16 protein-coding genes are annotated in these 18,953 nt (G+C 66.6%); 7 read left to right on the top strand and 9 right to left on the bottom strand.

Annotation, left to right across the window (positions count from 1 at the left end; all coding sequences use genetic code 11):
• Positions 1-147: 147 nt before the first annotated feature.
• The gene (locus ACFC4D_RS45405; RefSeq protein ID WP_375955809.1) at positions 148-1,509 is read right to left on the bottom strand and encodes an NCS2 family permease; all 1,362 of its coding nucleotides are present in this window, start codon (positions 1,507-1,509) and stop codon (positions 148-150) included.
• A 269-nt stretch (positions 1,510-1,778) separates the two neighbouring features.
• On the opposite strand from ACFC4D_RS45405, the gene ACFC4D_RS45400 reads away from it, so the two are divergent.
• Entirely contained in the window at positions 1,779-3,833 is a 2,055-nt protein-coding gene (locus tag ACFC4D_RS45400; RefSeq protein WP_376073068.1) for an AMP-binding protein, read from the top strand.
• Here the strand turns inward: ACFC4D_RS45400 and glgP are convergent.
• Positions 3,830-6,397 (bottom strand): alpha-glucan family phosphorylase, encoded by a 2,568-nt coding sequence (gene glgP / locus ACFC4D_RS45395; protein ID WP_375955813.1) that lies wholly within the window; start codon positions 6,395-6,397, stop codon positions 3,830-3,832. The two genes, ACFC4D_RS45400 and glgP, sit on opposite strands and share 4 nt — an antisense overlap.
• A 127-nt stretch (positions 6,398-6,524) precedes the next feature.
• On the opposite strand from glgP, the gene ACFC4D_RS45390 reads away from it, so the two are divergent.
• The 3 genes from ACFC4D_RS45390 (at position 6,525) to glgB (ending at position 11,469) form a co-directional block, all read left to right on the top strand.
• Positions 6,525-7,175: a PaaI family thioesterase gene (locus ACFC4D_RS45390; protein ID WP_375955815.1), complete on the top strand. Its 651-nt coding sequence runs from the start codon at positions 6,525-6,527 to the stop codon at positions 7,173-7,175.
• Between the two features lie 77 nt (positions 7,176-7,252).
• Positions 7,253-9,253 (top strand): maltotransferase domain-containing protein, encoded by a 2,001-nt coding sequence (locus ACFC4D_RS45385; protein ID WP_376073065.1) that lies wholly within the window; start codon positions 7,253-7,255, stop codon positions 9,251-9,253.
• Complete coding sequence (gene glgB, locus ACFC4D_RS45380) at positions 9,253-11,469, top strand: 1,4-alpha-glucan branching protein GlgB (RefSeq protein ID WP_376073062.1); 2,217 nt, start codon at positions 9,253-9,255, stop codon at positions 11,467-11,469. The genes ACFC4D_RS45385 and glgB overlap by 1 nt, the downstream gene beginning before the upstream one ends.
• Here the strand turns inward: glgB and ACFC4D_RS45375 are convergent.
• Positions 11,413-12,033 (bottom strand): TIGR03086 family metal-binding protein, encoded by a 621-nt coding sequence (locus ACFC4D_RS45375; RefSeq protein WP_375955821.1) that lies wholly within the window; start codon positions 12,031-12,033, stop codon positions 11,413-11,415. The genes glgB and ACFC4D_RS45375 overlap by 57 nt on opposite strands.
• 210 nt (positions 12,034-12,243) lie before the next feature.
• Between ACFC4D_RS45375 and ACFC4D_RS45370 the strand changes: the two genes are divergently transcribed.
• A complete protein-coding gene (locus ACFC4D_RS45370) occupies positions 12,244-12,474 on the top strand; it encodes a hypothetical protein (RefSeq protein WP_364628591.1) in 231 nt (76 codons plus the stop codon).
• A 121-nt stretch (positions 12,475-12,595) separates the two neighbouring features.
• Here ACFC4D_RS45370 and ACFC4D_RS45365 read toward each other — a convergent pair whose 3' ends face one another.
• From ACFC4D_RS45365 to ACFC4D_RS45355, 3 genes are all read right to left on the bottom strand, one after another.
• On the bottom strand, positions 12,596-13,444 hold the full coding sequence (locus ACFC4D_RS45365; protein WP_375956130.1) for a tetratricopeptide repeat protein: 849 nt from the start codon (positions 13,442-13,444) through the stop codon (positions 12,596-12,598).
• Positions 13,445-13,502: 58 nt separating this feature from the next.
• Positions 13,503-13,874 carry a DUF3817 domain-containing protein gene (locus ACFC4D_RS45360; RefSeq protein WP_375955824.1) on the bottom strand — a complete coding sequence of 124 codons (372 nt, stop codon included), beginning with the start codon at positions 13,872-13,874 and terminating at the stop codon, positions 13,503-13,505.
• A gap of 152 nt (positions 13,875-14,026) precedes the next feature.
• Positions 14,027-15,208 (bottom strand): acetyl-CoA C-acetyltransferase, encoded by a 1,182-nt coding sequence (locus tag ACFC4D_RS45355; RefSeq protein ID WP_364628586.1) that lies wholly within the window; start codon positions 15,206-15,208, stop codon positions 14,027-14,029.
• 113 nt (positions 15,209-15,321) lie between these two features.
• Between ACFC4D_RS45355 and mce the strand changes: the two genes are divergently transcribed.
• Positions 15,322-15,792: a methylmalonyl-CoA epimerase gene (gene mce / locus ACFC4D_RS45350; protein WP_376073059.1), complete on the top strand. Its 471-nt coding sequence runs from the start codon at positions 15,322-15,324 to the stop codon at positions 15,790-15,792.
• Positions 15,793-15,878: 86 nt separating this feature from the next.
• Positions 15,879-16,847, top strand: a complete 969-nt coding sequence (locus tag ACFC4D_RS45345; protein ID WP_364632686.1) for a hypothetical protein — start codon at positions 15,879-15,881, stop codon at positions 16,845-16,847.
• Positions 16,848-16,977: 130 nt separating this feature from the next.
• Here ACFC4D_RS45345 and ACFC4D_RS45340 read toward each other — a convergent pair whose 3' ends face one another.
• Genes ACFC4D_RS45340 through ACFC4D_RS45330 form a run of 3 tightly spaced genes read right to left on the bottom strand, consistent with a single transcriptional unit; the run spans position 16,978 to position 18,713 of the window.
• The gene (locus tag ACFC4D_RS45340) at positions 16,978-17,286 is read right to left on the bottom strand and encodes an ATP/GTP-binding protein (RefSeq protein ID WP_376073057.1); all 309 of its coding nucleotides are present in this window, start codon (positions 17,284-17,286) and stop codon (positions 16,978-16,980) included.
• An 8-nt stretch (positions 17,287-17,294) separates the two neighbouring features.
• Entirely contained in the window at positions 17,295-17,975 is a 681-nt protein-coding gene (nucS, locus tag ACFC4D_RS45335) for an endonuclease NucS (RefSeq protein WP_375955831.1), read from the bottom strand.
• Between the two features lie 33 nt (positions 17,976-18,008).
• On the bottom strand, positions 18,009-18,713 hold the full coding sequence (locus tag ACFC4D_RS45330) for a rhomboid family intramembrane serine protease (protein ID WP_376073054.1): 705 nt from the start codon (positions 18,711-18,713) through the stop codon (positions 18,009-18,011).
• Positions 18,714-18,953 lie beyond the last annotated feature (240 nt).

The raw sequence follows: 18,953 nt of genomic DNA, 5'->3' as shown, positions 1-18,953 counted from the left end.
CAGTCACACGGGTGGTTCATACTTCCGAACAGAAGTAAATTGGCTTGCGATACTCCGGTGGACCCCCCAATTCCCACATCGGCAGTGTCATAGTCCCCGCGCCAAGCCCTGCACGCGGCGCGGGGACCACAAACCGCCCCGGCCCGACTATTCGGCCAGGAACCAGAAGTACGACAGGAACACCGCCATCAGCACCCACATCACGGGATGCACTTCGCGCCAGCGGCGCTTGGCCACCATGACGATCGGGTAGAACAGCAGGCCCATGGCAATGCCGTTCGCGATCGAATAGGTCAGCGGCATCATGATGACGGTGATGAACGCCGGAACCGCGTATTCCAAACGGCTCCAGTCGATATCGCCGAGCGCCCGCGACATCAGCACGCCGACCACGATGAGCGCCGGAGCCGTCACCGACGGCACATCGGCGACGACCGCGAACAGCGGGAACAGGAACATGGCGAGCAGGAACCAGCCCGCCGTGGACACCGCGGTCAAACCGGTGCGCCCGCCCGCCGACACACCCGCCGTGGATTCGACGTACGCGGTGGTGGTGGAGGTGCCGATGATCGCGCCCGCCGCGGTGCCGACCGAATCGGCGGCCAGCGCCTGCCCGGCGCGCTCCAGCTTGCCCTCCTTGGTGAGCAGCCCGGCCTGATTGGCCACACCGATCAAAGTGCCGGAGGCGTCGAAGAAGTCGACGAACAGCATGGTGAGCACCACGATGATCATCTGCCCGGTGAACGCGTCCGGCAGATGGATGACGGCCTGGCCGAAGGTCTTGTCCAGCCCGTGCGGCAGTGCCGCAATGGAATTCGGCAGTTCCACCAGACCGCAGACAATGCCAAGGATGGTGGTGGAGAGGATGCCGTAGAGCACCGCGCCGTGCCAGCCGAGCACCAGGAAGACCACCGTCACCAGCAGGCCGAACAGCGCCAATAGCGTTGTGCCCTTGTGGAAGTCGCCCAGGTGCACGAAGGTCGCGTCACTGGCGACCACGATGCCCGCGTTCTTCAGGCCCAGGAAGGCCACGAACATGCCGATGCCGGCGCCGACGGCCAGTTTCATCTGCAGCGGGATGGCGTCGATGATCTTCTCGCGGACCTTGGTGATGGCCAGGACGAAGAAGATGATGCCCGAGAGCAAGGTGCCCGAAAGCGCTTCCTGCCACGGGATTCCCATGTTCAGGATGACGGTGTAGGCGAAGAACGCGTTGAGCCCCATACCGGGCGCGAGCGCCACCGGGTACTTGGCCCAGATGCCCATCACCAGCGTGCCGACGACCGCCGCGACGGCGGTGGCGGTGAAGACCGCCTGCGTCGGCATGCCCTTGTCGCCGAGCACGCCGTGGTCGCCGAGGATGGCCGGGTTGACCGCGAGCACGTACGACATGGCCAGGAAGGTGATGGTTCCGGCCATGAGCTCGCGCTTGACGGTCGAACCGTGCTGGCTGATCCCGAAGTACGCGTCGACGCGCCCCTTGGTGCGCGTGAGGACGTCGCTGCTCATTGCTGTGTGGTCTCCAGTCGGCGGGAGGTCAGAGAGGTGCCCTGGGCACCGTACTTGTCCTGTTCGCCGGATGTTCAACCGGCCCGGCGAATCGTGGGCAATCACACCTGCCTGAGGCTTGGTTTATTGGCAACGTTCGCGCTATTACCAGGCAAATTATCTAATTACTCACCGGTAATTGGAAAACCTTGCGCACGACTGTCTGAGACGTTACAAATACGTAATCCGGGAGTGAGGGATTCGAACCGGCGGACGAGAATTGCTAACGCGTGGTTACCGATGTCATCGATGCGATCGCCGAGTTCGCGATCACTCGCAAATCGCTCTGGGATGTGCTCGTCGAGCCACAGTCCTACCCCCGGCTGTTCCGCGGTATCGGCGCCTGCGAGGAGCTCGACGCGGCCGCGGAATACCCCACTCTGACACTGCGTGTCGGCGGTGTGGGACAGGAAGTCCGCACGCTCGAGGTGCAAATGCGCCTGGGCCGCGAATACGAGAGCTTCGAACTGCACTGCGCGGCCACCGGCAGTTTCGCCGCCGTGCGGCTGCGCGAGGCCGGCGATAAGACCCGGGTGTCCGTCACGTATTTCAAAGCGGCGCTGGTGCATCCGCTGGCGGCACAGTTGCCGAACGCGGCTGCGGTGTCCTGGACGCACGCCGGGCTCAAGCGCGCGGTCGAGTTGGTCACCGGCGCGCCGACCGCAGTCATCGTCAATGGCGAGGACTCGCCGATGAAGTTGCAGGCGGGCGTCGCCAGACAGATGGTGGCCTCCGGGGTGGTGCGCACCTATCGCCCCGATGTGGGGCTGAAACAGCTTGGCAGCCTGGCCAAATGGGGGTTCAGCCTGGCGGGCGGCTACGCGGCGGCGGCGGCGCACTCCCCCGACCGGCTCGCCGTCCTGGACGACCGGTACTCCAGCACCTTCGAGCAATTGCATTCGCGCAGTACCGCTTTGGCGGGTGCGATGGGTGCGCTCGGCTTCGGCACCGGCACCGCGGTCGGACTGCTGTGCCGTAATCACACCGGCATGGTCGAGGCCATGGTGGCCGCGGGTAAATCCGGGGCGGACGCGGTGCTGCTCAATACCGGGCTGCCCGCCCGGCAGATCGAGGAGATCGTGCACCGGCACGCGCTCTCGGCGCTGTTCGTGGACAGTGAATTCGAGCATCTGGTGCGGTATCTGCCACCGGATCTGCCGCGCTTCACCACCGATGACCGGCCGCCGGAACCGGGGCGCACCACCATCGAGGACCTCATCTCGATGCGCAATCTGACCGCCAAGAAGCCTTCCCGGCCCGGGCGGCTGATCGTGCTCACCTCCGGCACCAGCGGCACGCCCAAGGGCGCGCGGCGACCGCACCCCAAGGGTTTCGGGACGGTGGCGGCGCTGCTGTCGCGAATTCCGTTCGGCGTCAACGAGACCATGCTGATTCCGTCCCCGCTGTTCCACACCTGGGGACTGGCGGCGCTGCAGATCTCCACCGCCATTCGCGCCACCCTGGTGCTGAACGACCGCTTCGATGCCGAGGACTGTCTGCGGCGGATCGCCGAGCATCGGGTGACCGCGTTGATCGTGGTGCCGATCATGGTGAACCGCATTCTCGATCTGCCCGAGCACGTGCGGGCGCGGTATGACCTGTCCAGTCTGAAAGTGGTCGCCAGCTGCGGTGCGCCGATCGCGGGCGCGACCGTGCTGCGATTCCTGGACACCTTCGGGGACATTCTCTACAACGTGTACGGCTCCACCGAGGTATCCTGGGCCAGCATCGCCGATCCGGCCGATCTGCGCATGTCCCCGACCACCGCCGGGCGGCCGCCACTCGGCACGAAAATCGGTGTGCTGGGACCGGATCAGCGGATTCTGCCGGTCGGCGCGACCGGCCGGATCTTCGTCGGCAATCACATGCTCTTCGACGGCTACACCGACGCCACCCCGCCCGCCGAGGCGCACGGCATGCTCGACACCGGCGATGTGGGGTACCTGGACGCCTCCGGGAAACTGTTCGTGGCCGGGCGCGATGACGAGATGATCATCTCCGGCGGTGAGAACGTCTTCCCGCGCTCGGTGGAGGAGGCGCTCTCGCATCTGCCGCAGGTGAGCGAGGTCGCGGTGGTGGGCGTGCCGGATCACGAATTCGGCCAGCGGCTGGCGGCTTTCGTGGTCAAACGGCCCGGCTCCGGGCTCGATTCGGAGATGGTGCGCACTTACATCCGGCACCGGGTCAGCCGATTCTCGGTACCGCGCGATGTGACCTTCCTGGACGCGCTGCCGCGCAACGCGACCGGGAAGATCCTCAAACGCACACTGGGACAGGCGACTTAGGGGCTGGGCGTCGCCACCAAACCGAACTCGGCCTCCGACGCGAGCAGCGGGTGACTCGGGAGCACCCGAATCGTGTAGCCCACCGCGCCGGACAGCGGCACCGGGGTTTCGATGGTGAAAACCTCTGTGCCGGAATCGGTTCCGGTGTGCGTCATGGGCATGGTGTGCACATCGGACAGGTCGTCCGAGGTCGAGACCCGGCCCAGTACCGCCTGCACGCTGACATCGGCGGGCGTCAGGCCGCCCAGATCGATGCGGGCGCGCAGGGCCAGATCTGCGCCGATGACCGGGATATCCGGCAGGCCGGAACTGTCCACCTGCACGACTCGGACTGTCGGCCAGGCGGATTCGATGCGGCGTCGGTATTCGGACAGATCCCGTGCGCCCTTGAAATCGTTCTGCGACACCGCCGTATAGGCCGCGGCCGCCGGGGTGTAGTAGTCGACGGCGTAATCGCGGACCATGCGCGAGGCAAGCACCTTGGGGCCGAGCGTCTGGAGGGTATGGCGCACCATTTCCATCCAGCGCACCGGCAGATCATCGTGATCGCGATCGTAGAAGCGCGGCAGCACAGCGCGTTCCAGCAATTCGTAGAGCGCGGAGGCTTCCAGATCATCGCGCCGGTGGTCATCGCGCACACCGTCGGCGGTGGGGATGGCCCAGCCGTTCTCACCGTCGTACATCTCATCCCACCAGCCGTCGCGGATGGAGAGGTTGAGCCCGCCGTTGAGCGCCGACTTCATACCGGAGGTGCCGCACGCTTCCAGCGGCCGCAGCGGATTGTTCAGCCACACATCGCATCCCCAGTACAGGTACCGGGCCATGGACATGTCGTAGTTGGGCAGGAAGACGATGCGGTGCCGCACTTCGGGATCGTCGGCGAAGCGCACGATCTGCTGGATGAGCGCCTTACCGCCGTCATCGGCCGGATGCGATTTACCCGCGACTACCAACTGCACCGGGCGTTCGGGGTCGAGGAGCAGGGCACGCAGGCGATCCGGATCGCGCAGCATGAGAGTGAGCCGTTTGTAGGTCGGCACGCGGCGGGCGAAACCGACGGTCAGCACCTTGGGATCGAAGACGTCGTCGATCCAGCCCAGTTCGGCCGGGGCCGCGCCGCGCTCCAGCCAGGACGCGTGCACCCGGCGGCGCACCTCGTCGACGAGGATGCCGCGCAAGGCATTTCGGGTGGACCACAGCTCGCGCAGGTCCACATCGCAGAGCCGTTCCCAGCCGCGCGCCTCCTCGACAAGTTCATCGCCGATGAGTTCGCGGGCCTTGTCGATCCATTCGCGCGCCGCCCAGGTGGGCGCGTGCACGCCATTGGTGACCGAGCCGATCGGCACCTCGGACGCGTCGAAGCCCGGCCACAGCGGCGCGAACATATCGCGGCTGACCTCGCCGTGCAGTTTCGATACGCCGTTGGCGCGCTGGGCCAGTCGCAATCCCAGGTGCGCCATATTGAATACCGACGGATCCGCCTCACGACCCATCGCGAGAATGCGATCCACCGAAACACCCGGCAGCACAAGCGATTCCCGCTCACCGTGCGCGCCGCCGAAGTAGCGCCGCACCAGCGCACCCGCGAACCGGTCGATACCGGCCGGGACCGGGGTGTGCGTGGTGAAGACGGTTCCGGCCCGCACTGCGGTCAGCGCGGCGTCGAAATCCATTCCCGCGACCATGAATTCGCGAATGCGCTCGATGCCCAGGAAACCCGCGTGGCCCTCGTTCATATGGAATACGTCCGGATCGGGCAGCCCGTACGCGCGGGTGTAGGCGCGCACCGCCCGCACGCCGCCGATACCGGCCAGGATCTCCTGTTTGATGCGGTGATCCTGATCGCCGCCGTACAGCCGGTCGGTGACCGCGCGCAGTTCCGGATCATTGTCGGCGATATCGGAATCCAAGAGCAGCAGCGGAATTCGCCCCACCTGCGCGATCCACACCCGCACCCGGAGCACCCGGCCCTCGGGCATGGCCACGTGAATCAGCACCGGTGCGCCGCCGTCGGTGAGCAGTCGCAGCGGCAGGCCCTGCGGATCCAGTGCCGGATAGTGCTCGGACTGCCAGCCGTCCGCGGTCAGCGACTGCCGGAAGTATCCGGACCGGTACAGCAGCCCGACACCGATCAACGGCAGGCCCAGATCGGAGGCGGCCTTGAGATGGTCGCCCGCGAGGATCCCGAGTCCGCCCGAATAGTTCGGCAGCACCTCGGTGACACCGAACTCCATCGAGAAGTAGGCGATACCCTTCGGCCCCTGCTCCTGCCGCTGGAACCAGCGCGGGCGAGCCAGATAGTCGGCGAGATCTGCGGCGGCGGCGTCCACGCGCCGGGTGTACGCCTCATCCGCGGCCAACTCGTCGAGCCGTTCGGCGGGCACCTCCCCGAGCATGCGCACCGGATCGCGCCCGACCTCCACCCACAGGGCGGGATCGAGTGCGGCGAACACATCCTGCGTCGGACCGTGCCAGGACCATCGCAGATTGGTCGCCAGCTCGGTCAGCGCGGAGAGCCGCTCGGGCAGATGGGCGCGGACGGTGAAACGACGCAATGCCTTCACCCACAAAACCCTACCGGGACGGTTTTCCCCGCGCTGCGCTGTGCGGGATTGCCTGTGCCTACGCACCGATATGCAATATGCACAGCCCAGCGAAGAGCATTCCGGTGGCAACCGATAACGTGTTCTCATGAGCGAGCAGCAGGTCGAGACACCTCCGTCCCAGGAGCACCATGAGGGCGGATTCCGGCCGATCGCGGAACTGGGCCGGGACAACAGCAGGGGCGGCCCCCACTACGGCGAATTCATCGAGCAGGTGCGCGGCCTGATGGACCGGGTGCGCCTGGCCAGCCCGACCGATGAGATCGCCCTCGAGGCCATCGCCGAGTTGAAGAAGCTCAATGAGCGTCTCGACGAGGTCGTCACCGACGAATGGTCCGCGCCCAGCTGGCATCGCACCGATCTGCCCTCGCGCGGCAATCTCACCCTGCCGCCGTACCTGGTGGATCAGGCCGACCGGGACGGTGTGCGGGCGCGAATCACCTTCCGCACCTTCCATCTCGGCGGTAACGGCGCGGCGCACGGCGGGCATATCGCCCTCGGCTTCGACGATCTGCTCGGCATGACCGCGGCCGTGCACACCCGCGCCGTCACCCGCACCGCGTACCTGCACGTCGACTACCGCTCCATCACCCCGCTGAACACCGAACTGGCGGTGCACGGCTGGGTCGAGCGGGTGGAGGGCCGCAAGGTCTTCGTCCGCGCCACCCTGCACGACGGCGAGCGCCTGTGCGCCGAAGCCAACGGCCTGTTCCTCATGCTCAAGCCGGGCCAGCAGTAGCCATATACGCGCGTCGCGGCGGCGACACCTCGGCGGCGGGACATCACGCGGGCACGGCACCCGGTAAGTTCGGACGGGTGACCGGCCGCATCGCCATCGATGACACCGCCCCCGCGATACCCGGCGGTCGGCCGGCGAAGGCCGTCGTCGGGGAGGTGTTCCCGGTGCGCACCGTGGTGTGGCGCGAGGGGCACGACGCCGTGGCCGCCACCCTCGCGGTGAAAGCGCCCGGATCCTCGCGGTCGCAGCGCATCCGCATGACGCCGGACTATCAGCCCGATGTCTTCAATGCCGTCTTCACACCCGGGAAACCGGGACTGTGGACCTATCGCGTCGAGGGCTGGAGCGATCCCATCGCCACCTGGCGCTCGGCCGTCGAGGCGAAACTCGCGGTCGGGCAGAGCGCGATCGATCTCGCCAACGATCTGGAAATCGGTGCGCGCCTGCTGGAACGGGCCGCACAGGCGGTGCCGAAGAAGCAGTGGGAGGCCCTGCGCGCGGCGGCCGCCGCACTGCGCGGCGATGCCCAGCTGCCCGCGCGGGTCGGCCCGGCGTTCAGCGCCGAGGTGAGCGAAATCCTGCGCGCCACACCGCTTCGCGAACTGGTGACGCAGGGACCGCAGTTCGCCGTGCTGGTGGAACGACAGCGCGCGCTGTACGGGGCCTGGTACGAATTCTTCCCGCGCTCCACCGGCGGCCGCGATGCCGACGGCAAGCCCGTGCACGGCACCTTCGCCACCGCCGCCAAAGATCTGCCGCGCATCGCCGCCATGGGATTCGATGTGGTGTACCTGCCGCCGATCCACCCCATCGGCACGGTGAATCGCAAGGGGCGCAACAACTCCCTCACCGCCGAACCCGGCGATGTGGGTTCGCCGTGGGCCATCGGCTCCGCCGCGGGCGGGCACGACGCCATCCACCCGGCCCTGGGCGATGAGGCGGATTTCAGCGAATTCGTGGAATCGGCAAGGGAATTGGGGATGGAGGTGGCCCTGGACCTGGCGCTGCAGTGCGCGCCGGATCACCCGTGGGTCGCCGCGCATCCGGAATGGTTCACCACCCTGCCGGACGGCACCATCGCCTTCGCGGAGAACCCGCCCAAGAAGTACCAGGACATCTACCCGGTCAATTTCGACAATGATCCCGACGGCCTGTACGCCGAGGTGCTGCGCGTGGTCCGGCACTGGATCAGCCTGGGCGTCACCATCTTCCGCGTCGACAATCCGCACACCAAACCCGCCGACTTCTGGGAGTGGCTGATCGCGCAGGTGCGGCGCACGCATCCGGAGATCATCTTCCTGTCCGAGGCGTTCACCCGCCCCGCCCGGCTCTACGGACTGGCCCGGCGCGGCTTCACCCAGTCCTACACGTATTTCACCTGGCGGGTGCACAGGCACGAATTCGAGGAATTCGGCCGGGAATTGGCGGCCAAGGCCGATGAGGCCCGGCCCAACCTGTTCGTGAACACCCCCGACATCCTGCACGAAACACTGCAGCACGGCGGGCCGGGCATGTTCGCCATTCGCGCCGTGCTCGCCGCCACCCTCGGGCCAACCTGGGGCGTGTACTCGGGCTTCGAACTCTTCGAACATCAAGCGGCACAACCTGGTAGCGAGGAATACCTCGACTCCGAGAAGTACGAACTGCGGCCCCGCCCCTACGCCGAGGCGGCCGCGCGCGGAGAATCCCTCGAACCGTGGATCTCCCGGCTCAATGAGATCCGGCGCGCGCATCCGGCCCTGCAACAGTTGCGCTGCATCCACTTCCACGGCACCGACAGCGATGCGCTGCTTGCCTTCTCGAAGTTCGATCCGAGCACCGGTGACGCCGTCCTGGTGGTGGTGAACCTGAACCCGTACGGTCCCGAACAGGGCCACATCTCGCTCGATCTGCCCGCCATCGGCCGCGAATGGCATGACCGCCCGGTGGTGTACGACGAGATCAGCGGCGAGGAATACCACTGGGGCCAAAACAATTTCGTGCGCCTGGACCCCGCGCGCGCGGTCGCGCACATTCTCGTGCTGCCGCCGGTCCCCGCCGCCGCCCGCACCGAACTCGCGCATCGAAGAAACTTCTGATGAACCGGCGCGATCTGCTGCTGCTCGCCGCCGGAACGCATCCCGATCCGCACACCGTGCTCGGCGCGCACCCGCATCCGGACGGCACCGTCATCCGGGTGCTGCGGCCGCACGCGGAGACGGTGGCGGCGCGCATCGGGGCGGACGATCATCCGCTCGAACATCTCGAACACGGGATATTCCAAGGCACCGTGCCGTTTCCGGAACTGTGGGACTACCGCATCGTCACGTCCTATCCCGGCGGGCGCACCGTCATCGACGCCGACGGCTACCGTTTCCTGCCCGGCCTCGGCGAACTGGACCTGCACCTGCTCGGCGAGGGACGGCACGAGCGGCTCTGGGATGTGCTCGGCGCGCACCCCCGCCGCTACACCACCCTCGACGGCGAAGTCACCGGCACCGCCTTCGCGGTGTGGGCTCCGAACGCGCGCGGGGTCGCGGTCATCGGCGATTTCGACGGCTGGAGCGGGCATACCGCGCCCATGCGCCGACTCGGCGGTTCCGGTGTGTGGGAGGTGTTCCTGCCCGGGATCGAGACCGGGGCCAAATACAAATACCGGGTGCACGGGGCCGACGGGCGCATCGTCGACCACGCCGACCCCTTCGCCTTCGCCACCGAGGTGCCGCCCGCCACCGCGTCCATCGTCACCGAGAGTTCCTACACCTGGGACGACGGCGAATGGATTCGCGCCCGCGACGCGCACGATCCCACCCGCTCCCCCATGAGCGCCTACGAGGTGCACCTGGGCTCCTGGCGGCCCGGGCTCGGCTATCGCGAACTGGCCGAACAGCTCGCCGAATACGTTGCCGCCCAGGGCTTCACCCATATCGAACTGCTGCCGATCGCCGAACATCCCTTCGGCGGATCGTGGGGGTACCAGGTCACCTCGTACTACGCGCCCACCGCCAGGTTCGGCAGTCCGGACGACTTCCGCTGGTTCGTGGATCACCTGCACCGCAAGGGAATCGGCGTGCTGCTGGACTGGGTGCCCGCGCATTTCCCGCGCGACGAATGGGCCCTGGCGCGCTTCGACGGCACCGCCCTGTACGAACATCCGGACCCCCGGCGCGGTGAGCAACTCGACTGGGGCACCTACGTTTTCGACTTCGGCCGACACGAGGTGCGCAACTTCCTGGTCGCCAATGCCCGCTACTGGATCGAGGAATTCCACATCGACGGGCTGCGCGTCGACGCGGTCGCCTCCATGCTCTACCTCGACTACTCGCGCCCCGACTGGGAGCCGAATATCCACGGCGGCCGCGAGAACCTGGAAGCCGTCGCGTTCCTGCAGGAAATGAACGCGACCGTGCACAAGCATCATCCGGGCGTGGTCACCATCGCCGAGGAATCCACCACCTGGCCCGGCGTCACCCGCCCCACCGAAGTCGGCGGCCTCGGCTTCACCATGAAATGGAATATGGGCTGGATGCACGACACCCTCGGATATCTCAAACATGATCCCGTGCACCGCACCTGGCACCACAACGAGATCACCTTCTCGCTCACCTACGCCTGGAGCGAGAACTACGTGCTGCCCATCAGCCACGACGAAGTGGTGCACGGCAAGGGCACACTGTGGACCCGCATGCCCGGCGACGACTTCACCAAGGCCAGCGGCGTGCGCGCGTTGCTCGCCTACATGTGGGCGCATCCCGGTAAACAACTGCTCTTCATGGGACAGGAATTCGGGCAGTTCCGCGAATGGGATCACGACCGCGGACTGGACTGGTACGAACTGGAAAACCCACTGCACCAAGGCATTCACACCCTGGTGCGGGATCTGAACCAGCGCTATCGGGCCACGCCCGCGCTGTGGAGCCAGGACACCTCACCCGGCGGCTACTCCTGGATCGACGCCGACGATCGCGCCAACAATGTGCTGTCCTTCCTGCGCTACGGTGTGGACGGATCGATCCTGGCGTGCGTCTACAATTTCTCCGGGACCGAACATCGCGACTATCGCATCGGCCTGCCGGGCACGGGTGAGTGGCGTGAGGTCCTCAATACCGATGCGATCGCCTACGGCGGCAATGGAATCGGGAATCTGGGCGCGGTCACCGCGACCGCCGAGACCTGGCACGGCCGCCCGGCGTCCGCGGTCATCACGCTGCCGCCCAGTAGCGGGCTGTGGCTGGTGCCGACCGCGCCGCCCGCCGAATCAGTGCGGCCAGCTCGGCGAACGGCCCAGCACCGCGAGGACCTGATCGAGCCCTGAACCGTCCGGCAGGATGACCTCCGGGGCGAAGGACGCGCCCGGCTGGGTGCGCACCTCACCACCCGGCACCGCCTGCGCGACCAGCAGCGCCGCCGCCAGCACATCGGCGTCGAAGTCGACCGTCAGGTCCAAAGCCCTTGCCACATCCCAGGAATGCACCACGTAGTCCACGAAATGGAAGCTCACCGCGAGCGCGCCGGGAATGACGATGCCGTCCCGGATCTCGGGTAGCGGGAAGCTCCGCTCCAGTGCGCCGGGGACGGCGAACGCGGCCAGTACGTGCTCGGCCGCGGCACGATATTCCGCGATCGGATCCGCGCCGAGCGGAATCGGCTTCCAGAGCGCGATATCACCCTCGCCCCGCGAGGCCGCGGCGAAGCCGTAATGCTGAATGATCAGGTGTTCCAACAGATCCCGCAGTGCCCAGCCCGCGCACGGGGTGGGGGCGTCGAGGTCGGCGATGGACAGTTGCGAGACCACATCGATGCTGGTGCGCACCGCGCGGGCATCGAGGGACAGCAGTTCCGGTCCGGCCGCGAGCAGTTCGTCGTATGTTGCAATCATAAGCACTAGCTTACTAATTTTTCCGGACTTGGCCAGCCCATAGCCGGACCACCCCACCGGGTCAACCCCGCAGAAGTGCGGGCATCCGGAACGCGTTACAGATTTCCATGCCCCGAACTATTCGGGCTGCCGAATCATGTTGCGCTGTAGTGGACTTGGCGAGGCGGCGCCGCCAACTATTCGCAAACCTTTGAAGAGGAATGAATCTGCATGAAGAAGCTCGGAACTGCCATGCTCATCGGTGCCGCCGCGACCGCCATCATCGGCTCCGGCGCGGGCATGGCCTCCGCTGAGGCCCCCGTGGTCTCCGCCTCCCCCGTGGTCGCCCCGGGCGAGCCGGATCCCACCGGCACCACCGGCTCCTCCTCGCTGCTCCCCAAGCTGCTGGAGACGCTGACCGGCAGCCTCGGCAGCAAGCCCGCCACCGACCCGGCCAAGTAGTAGCGCCGCTCCCCGGCGACCCTACGGCCGGGGATAGCGCACCACGGTGAAAACGACCGCGCCCCCGCCTATTTCGGCGGGGGCGCGGTTGCGTTGTACGGGTATCAGCGTTGTACGGGAATCAGTACAGGGCGGCGGCCAGCTTGCGGCGCGCCGCCATCACGATCGGCTCGGCCGGATCGAACAGCTCGAACAACTCCAGCAAATGCGTGCGCACCCGGGTGCGGTCATCACCGGCGGTGCGCTTGATCAGGCCGATCAGGCGATCGAACGCCGCCTCCGGCTCCTGATTGAACATCTCCAGATCCGAGGCGGCCAGCGCCGCGTCCAGATCCGCCGGATCTGCCTCGGCCTTGGCGATCGCGCCCGGATCGATCTCCTGCACGCGCGCGATGAACTGCACCTGGCGCAGCGCGGCCTTGGCCTCGGCATTACCCGGCTCGGCATTCAGGATCGCCTTGTACGCGGCCTCCGCGGTCGCGAAATCGCTACGCTCCAAAGCCTCTTCGGCCGCGACGAAACGCGGATCCTCCGGCTCCTCGGCCTCACCCTCACCCTCGCCGACACCGGGCAGCTTGCCGCGCACCGCGTCCACCACCGCATCGAGCCACTGCCGCACCTGCGCCTCGGGCTGATTACCGGTGAAATCCGCGAGCGGCTGACCGGCGGCCACCGCCACCACGGTCGGAATGCCCTGCACGCCGAACGCCTGCGCGATCCGCATATTGGCCTCGGCCTCGATGGTGGCCAGCTCCCACTCACCACCGTTACCGGCGACCAACTGCTCCAGCAGCTTCACCAATTCGATGCTGCCCGGGGAACGCTGCGAATACAGCGCCACCACCACCGGCACCTGGGTGGAGCGGCGCAGCACCTTGGTCTCGAAATCGGCCTCGGTGACGGCATGCCCCGCGGGCACATCCGTCACCGGCTGCTGCTTCAAGCTGGACAGGTCCACCGCGCCGGACATAGCGGCGGCAGCGGCGGCTGAGGGGCGTCGCGCGGGTCGAGTCACGACTACAAGTCTGTCACGAACGCGCGGCGGCGGGTGCCGCAGCCTCACTCAGTTCCCCGAGTTGACCGGTACGGATGGCCCAACGCTCGAAGAACACCGAAGCGAAAGGCACCACGGTGGAGACCAATCCGAGCACGGTGGTCTTGGCGGGCCACTCGAACTCACGCGAGGCCAGCAGCACGCTGATCGCGAATCCGATGAAGATGATGCCGTGCAGCATGCCGAAAACCATGACCGGCCACTTGATCGGCTCATCGGCGATACCCAGCGCGTCCGCGCGCTTGAGCACCGACCCGAGCAGTAGCAGCGCCCAGCTGGGAGCCTCCAGAATCCCGAAGAACCGAACCCGCTTAGCGACCGTGCTCAGGTCGAAGAAGTCACCCATGGCGTCCATTGTGCCGGACCGCTACGACGACCCGTAGTGGAGATGGGTCACACCCCGCCTGCGGCGGGGGAAGGGAAGGGGTATGCGGGGGAAGCCCCCGCAAACCCCCTGTCGAGGGGCGGATTGGCGGGGGCTTGCCGGGGAATGGGGTCTCAGGGGACGCGGATGATGAGGGCGTCGCCCTGGCCGCCGCCACCGCAGAGGGCGGCCGCGCCGATGCCGCCGCCGCGGCGCTTCAGTTCGAGGGCCAGGTGCAGGACGATGCGCGCGCCGGACATGCCGAGGGGGTGGCCAACGGCGATCGCGCCACCGTTGACGTTGACCTTCTCCGGGTCGATGCCGAGCTTGCGGGTGGAGGCCACGCCGACCGCCGCGAACGCCTCGTTGATCTCGACCAGGTCCAGATCGGTGGGCGAAATGCCTTCGCGGGCACAGGCTTTGATGATCGCGTTGGCGGGCTGATCCTGCAGGGTGGAATCCGGGCCCGCGACCACACCGGCGGAGCCGATCTCGGCGATCCAGGACAGGCCCAGGGATTCGGCCTTCTCCTTGCTCATCACCACGACCGCGGCCGCGCCATCGGAGATGGGCGAGGCGGAACCGGCGGTGATGGTGCCGTCCTTGCGGAAGGCCGGACGCAGCTTGGACAGCGATTCGACGGTGGTGTCGGCGCGAATGCCCTCATCGGAGGCGAACTGCACCGGATCACCCTTGCGCTGCGGAATCGCAACGGGCACAACCTCATCGTCGAACAGGCCGTTCTTCCACGCGGCGGCCGCGCGCTGATGCGAAGCCGCGGCGAACGCGTCCTGCTCCTCGCGGGTGACGGTCTGCACGTCGTTCTGCTGCTCGGTGAGCGCGCCCATCGCCTGATCGGTGAAGATGTCGTGCAGGCCGTCGTATGCCATGTGATCGCGCAGCGTCACATCGCCGTACTTGAAACCCTCGCGGCTCTTCTCCAGCATGTGCGGTGCGCGGGTCATCGACTCCTGGCCACCGGCCACCACGATCTCGTACTCGCCGGCGCGAATCAGCTGATCCGCCAAGGCAATCGCATTGATGCCGGACAGGCACACCTTGTTGATGGTCAGCGCCGGAACATCCATCGGGATGCCCGCGGCGACCGCGGCCTGCCGGGCCGGGATCTGGCCCGCGCCCGCGGTGAGCACCTGGCCCATGATCACGTAATCGACCTGCTCCGGGGCGACGCCGCCCTTCTCCAGGGCCGCCTTGATGGCGATGCCGCCCAGATCGGAGCCGCTGAAATCCTTCAACGAACCGAGCAGCCGACCCATCGGGGTGCGGGCGCCGGAGACGATGACGGTGGTGGTCACGATAGGCCTCGCTTACGTCGAATGATGTGGCTCCGCCAACCATCGGAGCCCTACTCAAAGGTAACCCGACCGACCCGGGCGGCCTTCCCCAGGTGCGCGCTACCGTTCGAAGGGTGAGCAACACCGAGAACACCGAATTCATCCCCGCCGAATACATCACCGCCGTCGATCATGTCGGTATCGCTGTCCCCGATCTCGATACGGCTGTGGCCTGGTACCGGGACAATCTCGGGATGGTGGAGGCACATCGCGAGATCAATGAGGCGCAGGCCGTGCACGAGGCCATGCTGTCCTATGCGGGCGCTCCCGCCGGTACTGTTGCCCTTCAGTTGCTGGCTCCGCTGAACGAGTCCTCCACCATCGCCAAGTTCATCGACCGAAACGGGCCTGGCCTGCAGCAGCTCGCATATCGAGTCACCGATATCGAGGCGGTCTCCGCGTTTCTGCGTTCACGGGGCTTGCGTTTGCTGTACGAAGCCCCACGCGGGGGAACAGCGGGTTCGCGCATCAACTTCATCCACCCGAAGGATGCTGGCGGTGTGCTGGTCGAACTCGTCGAACCGGCGGCGAAAACTACCCACTAGTACCGAGATCAGCGACCCTAAAGAGGCTGTAACAACATTCGCGGTCGGGTCACCATCAGTGGTCACCAGGCTGTAGTTTGTGTGCCATGTCGTCCACTGAGCCCGATCGTAATCGCTTCGTTGCACTGCCCTTTACCGTCGTGCGGAAGGGCTATGACCGTGACGAGGTGCGTAACTACTTCGACCGTTTCGATGCCGAGCTAAGGGTCACCGCGACCGATCGCGATGCCGCCGCAGCCCAGGCGCGCAACCTGGCGGCCCAGCTGGAGGACGCCCGCGACGAGATCGACGAGCTCCGTAAGGAGGTCGACCGCCTCTCCGTGCCGCCGACCACCGCGGAAGGCATGTCGGACCGTATCTCGCGCATGCTGCGTCTGGCCTCCGACGAAGCATCCGAGGTGCGGGCGCAGGCCCAGGCCGAGGCCGCCGAAATGATCTCGATCGCCGAACAGCAGGCGACCGAGATGCGTGGTAAGTACGAATCGCTCCTCTCTGAAACCAAAGAGAAGCGCGAGGCGCTCGAAATCGAATTCGAGCAGACCCTCGCCAATGCCCGTTCCGAGGCCAACAAGATCGTCGAAGCGGCCAACGCCGAAGCCGATCGCCTCACCAAGGAGTCCGAGGCCAAGCGCAAGGCCGCGCAGCAGGACTTCGAGGTCACCATGGCCGAGCGCCGCACCAAGCTCACCCGCGCCATGGAAGAGCTCGAGGCCACCTCGCGCGCCGAGGCCGCCCAGCGCATCAAGGACGCCACCGACGAGGCCAACCGCCTCATCACCTCGGCGACCAACACCGCCGATCGCAAGATCGCGCACGCCAAGGAACTGGCCGAGGAAATGCGCGTCCTGCGCGGCCGCGTGCTTGCCCAGCTGCTCGGCATCCGCGGTCAGCTCGATTCGGTGCCGGCCATGCTCGCCGCCGTCAACCGCGAAAGCGAACTCCTGGACGGCGCTCCCGAACAGCGCTCGCTGAACAAGAGCAGCCGCAAGGCCATCGACACTCGTGACGACGACCTCGTCGACGAAGAGCGCGAGAACGCCGACATCTCCGGCTAACATCCTCCGCCCGGGCGACACCCGCACACCTGAAGGCCGCTCCCGATCCGGGAGCGGCCTTCCTTATGCCTTGATGCCCCGCACAATGCCCTGACGGCCCGCGGGGCGGCCGGTTCCTACCAAACGTGAATCAGGACCAGCGGCGGGTGATGCCGCGGGTGTGGCGGCCTTTCCAGCAGCCGGTGTGCCAGTGGCGGCGATCCTCTTCGCCGCCGTAGGCGGGCCAGGCCACGATATGCGCTACGCCGGGCGGGATTTCGTGATCGCAGCCCGGGCAGCGGTAGTGCTTGGTGGCGCGGGTGCCGGGGATGGTGCGGACCATGTAGGTCTCGTCACCGCCGGGGCCGTCCTCGGTGCGGCCGAAGACATCACCGAGCGGGCGCTGGTCCGGCTGGGACCGCGCCTGAGCATCCTTGGGGCGAGGCTTCCGGCGGGGCATAACCAACCCTAGAACAGCCGGAATTCGCTGCTGTCGGTGCCGCGTAGGGCGTTGTAGTCCAGTGTCAGGCAACGAATCCCGCGATCGGCGGCCAAGGTTTTGGCCTGCGGCTTGATCTGCTGGGCGGCGAACACACCGGCAACGGGGGCCAGCAGTGGATCGCGGTTGAGCAGCTCCAGATAGCGGGTCAGCTGTTCCACACCATCGATCTCACCGCGGCGCTTGATCTCCACCGCCACCGTCGCACCGTCGGCATCGCGGCACAGGATGTCCACCGGGCCGATGGCGGTCATGTACTCGCGGCGAATCAGCGAATACCCCGCGCCCAGGGTTTCGATGTGCTCGGCCAGCAACTCCTGCAGATGCGCCTCGACGCCGTCCTTCACCAGACCCGGATCGATGCCCAGCTCATGCTTGGAATCATGCTCGATCTCCTCGACGGTGATCCGCAATTCCTCGCCGGCCTTATTGGTGACCACCCAAAGCTGTTGCGCCGTTTCGGTTTCCGGCTCGCGCTCCTCCAGCCAGCAGGGCGGGCTCATCCAATTCAGCGGCTTGTAGGAACCGCCGTCCGAATGCACCAGCACCGAACCGTCCGCCTTCACCATGAGCAGGCGGCGGGCCATCGGGAGGTGAGCGGTCAGACGACCGACGTAATCGACCTGGCAACGAGCAATCACAAGGCGCACCCAAGCACTCTAGGGGACGGCCCTTTTCGCGGATTAACCGACCAGCATGATGTACCCGAGAATCGAGGCCGCGGTGAGCAGCCCACCCTCCCAGGCATTCAACTTCGGCAGCTCGGTACGACCGCGGCGCAGCACCCGATAACCGGCCAGCAGACCGATCGAGAACGCCAGCAGGTGACCGACATTGGTGAAGGTGCGGCCCATCGCCACACCGGCGACCGCGACGGCCAGCCAGGTGATGGCCCAGGTCGGTTTCCAGCGCGAGGGAACCAGTGCGATGAAAGCGCCGATCAATGCCATCGCGCCATAGCTGACACCCACATCCGAGACATGGGTGACCTCCACCGGCAGCCAATTCGCCGATACCGCGATCCACAGGCCGAGGGCGACGATGACCGTCGCGCCGACATGACCGACCACGAAGATGCGCAGCAGCCGCAGCGCGCCGAACTTCATCTCCGCCAGCGCGAGCAGACAGGCCAGCAGCGGAATGATGACCGCGGCGCTCTGCAGATCGTCGATGACGAAGGCACTGGAGAACAGGGTGCCGATGCGGCCGTGCAGCAGGTTGTACAGATTCGTGCTGGCGTGCAGCACCACCCGGGTCTGGGTGGCCTCGCTGAGGATGGAGAGCAGTACGGTGACCGAAATGAGCAGGGCCGCATAGCCATAGGTGACCGGCAGGAACAGGCGACGCCAACCCGTACGGGTCGTTGCGACCGGCTCGACGACCACCACAGTGCTCTCCTTCTGACGACGCTGCCTCCATGATCCATGGCGCCGCTCCGTACAGACTACGAGTTCCTCGAGAACATGCTGTTAAACAACCGAAATTCTCAGAGATCTCTCGCAGATCTCAGACAGATCTCGCGAAAGTCCTCCGGAAACGACGAAACCCCCTGACCGAAGTCAGGGGGTTTCGCGAATGATGTTCCGGCGGTGTCCTACTCTCCCACACCCTGTCGAGTGCAGTACCAT

The sequence above is a fragment of the Nocardia sp. NPDC056000 genome (assembly GCF_042269265.1).
Classification (GTDB): Bacteria; Actinomycetota; Actinomycetes; order Mycobacteriales; family Mycobacteriaceae; genus Nocardia.
Note: the sequence above shows the minus strand (reverse complement) of the source record. Positions and strands in the feature narration are given on the sequence as shown.

What these genes read in the sequence shown, in the direction of transcription:
- ACFC4D_RS45365 (WP_375956130.1), bottom strand. Translation starts at nt 13,444, where the DNA reads ATGTCCGGCGCGGTGGACCTGTCCAGCTTGAAGCAGCAGCCGGTGACG.
- ACFC4D_RS45340 (WP_376073057.1), bottom strand. Translation starts at nt 17,286, where the DNA reads ATGCCCCGCCGGAAGCCTCGCCCCAAGGATGCTCAGGCGCGGTCCCAG.
- glgB (WP_376073062.1), top strand. Translation starts at nt 9,253, where the DNA reads ATGAACCGGCGCGATCTGCTGCTGCTCGCCGCCGGAACGCATCCCGAT.
- ACFC4D_RS45405 (WP_375955809.1), bottom strand. Translation starts at nt 1,509, where the DNA reads ATGAGCAGCGACGTCCTCACGCGCACCAAGGGGCGCGTCGACGCGTAC.
- ACFC4D_RS45375 (WP_375955821.1), bottom strand. Translation starts at nt 12,033, where the DNA reads ATGATTGCAACATACGACGAACTGCTCGCGGCCGGACCGGAACTGCTG.
- ACFC4D_RS45345 (WP_364632686.1), top strand. Translation starts at nt 15,879, where the DNA reads ATGTCGTCCACTGAGCCCGATCGTAATCGCTTCGTTGCACTGCCCTTT.
- ACFC4D_RS45360 (WP_375955824.1), bottom strand. Translation starts at nt 13,874, where the DNA reads ATGGGTGACTTCTTCGACCTGAGCACGGTCGCTAAGCGGGTTCGGTTC.
- ACFC4D_RS45370 (WP_364628591.1), top strand. Translation starts at nt 12,244, where the DNA reads ATGAAGAAGCTCGGAACTGCCATGCTCATCGGTGCCGCCGCGACCGCC.
- ACFC4D_RS45390 (WP_375955815.1), top strand. Translation starts at nt 6,525, where the DNA reads ATGAGCGAGCAGCAGGTCGAGACACCTCCGTCCCAGGAGCACCATGAG.